The 2931-nt window shown below is 46.9% G+C and carries 4 protein-coding genes and 1 pseudogene; 1 reads left to right on the plus strand and 4 read right to left on the minus strand.

What is annotated here, in order from left to right; translation table 11 throughout:
* Positions 1-212 precede the first annotated feature (212 nt).
* Both Q394_RS0116690 and Q394_RS0116695 read right to left on the minus strand, forming a co-directional pair.
* Positions 213-473 carry a BrnA antitoxin family protein gene (locus Q394_RS0116690; protein WP_028490244.1) on the minus strand — a complete coding sequence of 87 codons (261 nt, stop codon included), beginning with the start codon at positions 471-473 and terminating at the stop codon, positions 213-215.
* A complete protein-coding gene (locus Q394_RS0116695) occupies positions 454-729 on the minus strand; it encodes a BrnT family toxin (RefSeq protein WP_028490245.1) in 276 nt (91 codons plus the stop codon). The genes Q394_RS0116690 and Q394_RS0116695 overlap by 20 nt, the downstream gene beginning before the upstream one ends.
* A 257-nt stretch (positions 730-986) precedes the next feature.
* Between Q394_RS0116695 and Q394_RS0116700 the strand changes: the two genes are divergently transcribed.
* Positions 987-1508 carry a ubiquitin-conjugating enzyme E2 gene (locus Q394_RS0116700; protein ID WP_028490246.1) on the plus strand — a complete coding sequence of 174 codons (522 nt, stop codon included), beginning with the start codon at positions 987-989 and terminating at the stop codon, positions 1506-1508.
* 29 nt (positions 1509-1537) lie between these two features.
* Here the strand turns inward: Q394_RS0116700 and Q394_RS20935 are convergent.
* Both Q394_RS20935 and Q394_RS22635 read right to left on the minus strand, forming a co-directional pair.
* Positions 1538-2592 (minus strand): annotated as a pseudogene (locus tag Q394_RS20935) (ISAs1 family transposase).
* An 83-nt stretch (positions 2593-2675) separates the two neighbouring features.
* On the minus strand, positions 2676-2931 hold a 256-nt coding region (locus Q394_RS22635; protein WP_028490248.1), incomplete at its 5' end, for a hypothetical protein.

Raw genomic sequence — 2931 nt, forward strand, 5'->3', positions numbered from 1 at the left:
TGTAGCGTGCCATGCCTGCCTACTCGTTCGGGTGCTTGCGATGCTTGATTATCCCACAAAATGGCGGTTCGGAGGGTTTTTCTACAGCCTCAACGTCTCGTGTGACGGGCGCGGCGGGGAGTCGAATGGGCGAAGACGCGGGTTGTCACCGCGTCCGTCGTCGAGCAACTTGTTGGCGCATTAATTGGAATTATTTTTGTCGTACTTGACGCTCATGGATTAACCGAAGCATCTCTAAATGCTTTTAAAACGCTGTTGATACGTGTTTGATAACCTGCGCCTTGAGCTTTGAACCACTCCAGCACGTCCTGGTCTATGCGCAAAGAAACGGATGCTTTGGCTGGTAAAGGTTTTAAACCTTGGCGAACAATGCCACGGACGACATGACGGACTTCAGCTTCAGGATGTTCTTCAGTTGGATCACCTTGAGTGCCTGACGCAAGGCGATCCCAATCAGTATTGGATTGAGTCATAATAAATCACCTCTTCTCGTTTGGTTGCTTTGCGGAAGGAAATGATGCGAATCTCATGGTCATTCTCTGTGTGGACAATGGAAACCAACACTCCGGCAAGTAACCCAAGCGTGATAAACCGCTGCTCACTGTAGTCAAACCTGTCATCTTCAAAGGTGAAGGTGATGCCCTCAAACACACGCGGCGCATCAACAAAATCAAGCCCATGCGATTTTGTATTGATTGCACGTTTTGTCTCAGACCATGTAAATCTCATGGTTTAAGTGTATATACATTTTGTAGTGTCATCAAGGTCAAAATTTATTCGGACTTTGTACTCGGCACATACTTTCCCGCGCATTGATCTGCACTACCAAAAATGTAGTCAAGATTTTTTTAAACTTTTTCAGGGGGGAGTAGTTACAAAAAAAGTATATGATCTATCGGGACTTGACATCAAACCAGCCATTTGACTCTGAAGCAAGACATAATGTACGCTGAGTGCTCTAATTCTAATCGCTGGAGATAAATGAAATGGATTCTCTACAACGAATTATAAAAGACGGGGAAGATTTACAAACGAGTTCTGGTTACAACATATCGGCTGCCCCAGTTGATGAGACAAAGACTATGTTTCTTTGGGGTGCGACGATGATAGGCCCAGACGGATCACCTTATCAAGGCGGTGTCTTCTTTTTGAAGATCCAATTCCCCCCAAATTATCCATCCGCCCCTCCCGAAGTCCGCTTTGAAACAAAGATATATCATCCCAATATCGACAGCAACGGCGCTATTAGCCTTGATATCTTACGTGGCAATACTCCCATATACAAAAGCGATGGTTCTATTGACCGAGATGCTATGCGTTTGCAGGCGCAGCGGCCGCAGTGGAAACCAGCCCTTAAGCTTCATAATGTTTTGAACGCCATTGCTAGCCTATTGAAAAATCCTAATCCTGATGACCCCTTGGATTCCGAAATTGCACAAATCTATAAAACAGATCGAGCGGAATATAACAAGTTGGCTCAAGAGTGGACAAAAAAGTATGCTAAGTAACTGATAATATTTCGTCGTCCACGGCAAGATTACGAAAATCCCTTAGCCATCAATAACTCAGAAAGATAGTCTGTGTTCATGGCGGCCTTTTTCTGTTTGCGTTTCATGCATGCCTTAAAGGTTTTGTGGCTGTTCAATACGTTAAAGGCGATATGGCGTATCCCTGCAAGGTTCTCGGCGGCTTTGTCGCGGCGAATTCGGCAATCATCTTCACGCATGGCGACATCCAACCGCCAGTGTAACTGATTTTCAATCATCCAATGGTTGCGGATAGCATCCGCGAATTGTTTGGCGGTGAGCGTTGCAGAGCTGATGTAATAGCGAACTGTAGACTTAACGCCACGAAATCCCCGATGACATCGCTCACGATATGGAAACGGGTTTCTTCTCTGCCGTGCGCCTTTTCAATAGTGCTGAAGTAATCACCTTGATACTGGGCTACGTGACTCAGCGGAAAATGTTTCGCAAAAGCATCTTCAAGCCGTTTATGATTGCCCTTGACTGCCAACAGGTAATTAGCCTCCTTATCAAGAATGGCTTTGGCAATCGCTTTCTGGCAACCCATCGCGTCCAACGTGACGAGACAGCCACACACCGATAACAGTTTCAACAATTCAGGAATAGCAGTGATTTCATTGGATTTTTCATCGGTTTTGACTTGTCCTAACACCACGCCATTCGCCGTTGAGAAAGCACTGACCATGTGGATAGCCCCTGTTCTACGGCGCTTGTCATAAGAGCCGCGTAAGGTTTTACCATCAATGGCAATGACTTCACCGTTAGTGAGTGTGTGGCAACTTTGCATCCAGTCAGCGAAACAGCGTTGGAATTGTTGTGGGTTAATCAAGCTCATCACGCGAGCAAGGGTGTCGTGGCTGGGGATGCCGTTATCAAAATCAGCGTATTCTTGTAACCAAGTGAGTCGATCATGTCCAAAGTCTTCAATTTCTTCCCAGCCATCGGCACCCGCAATGACCGCACCGATAACCAAGAGCAAAATATCAGTGAGTTTGTGTTCAATTTTTCCCGTTTGACGGTAGTCTTGAATGATGGAGAAGTGGCTAAGCAGGTCATGATCTTGCATGGGTGCATCCCTTCGATGAAAAGGGGATAGCTTATCAGGTGACGTCGTTTGGGCGTTAATCGTTCGCCATTGATTGTACTGGCTTATTCATGCGTTTGCCCTGTCTTGGCGGCGGCTTTTTCCATGCGTTCGGCTTGGCGCAGGAAGTCAGCGCGAGTGCCCGACTTTTCTTTACTGGCATTGGAGGGTAACTTCACCCCGTCAATGGCAAACATCTCCTTCCCGATCGAGCCTTGGCGGTCATAAATTAGCAGCACTTGGGTAGACAGTTTGGTGATCAGCTCCCCGGCATTGGCGATAAACGCCGCCAGCGTGGTGAAGTGCGGTTGGCTGTCACCG

The sequence above is a fragment of the Thiothrix lacustris DSM 21227 genome (assembly GCF_000621325.1).
Taxonomy (GTDB): domain Bacteria; phylum Pseudomonadota; class Gammaproteobacteria; order Thiotrichales; family Thiotrichaceae; genus Thiothrix; species Thiothrix lacustris.

What these genes read in the sequence shown, in the direction of transcription:
- Q394_RS0116690 (WP_028490244.1), bottom strand. Translation starts at nt 473, where the DNA reads ATGACTCAATCCAATACTGATTGGGATCGCCTTGCGTCAGGCACTCAA.
- Q394_RS0116695 (WP_028490245.1), bottom strand. Translation starts at nt 729, where the DNA reads ATGAGATTTACATGGTCTGAGACAAAACGTGCAATCAATACAAAATCG.
- Q394_RS0116700 (WP_028490246.1), top strand. Translation starts at nt 987, where the DNA reads ATGGATTCTCTACAACGAATTATAAAAGACGGGGAAGATTTACAAACG.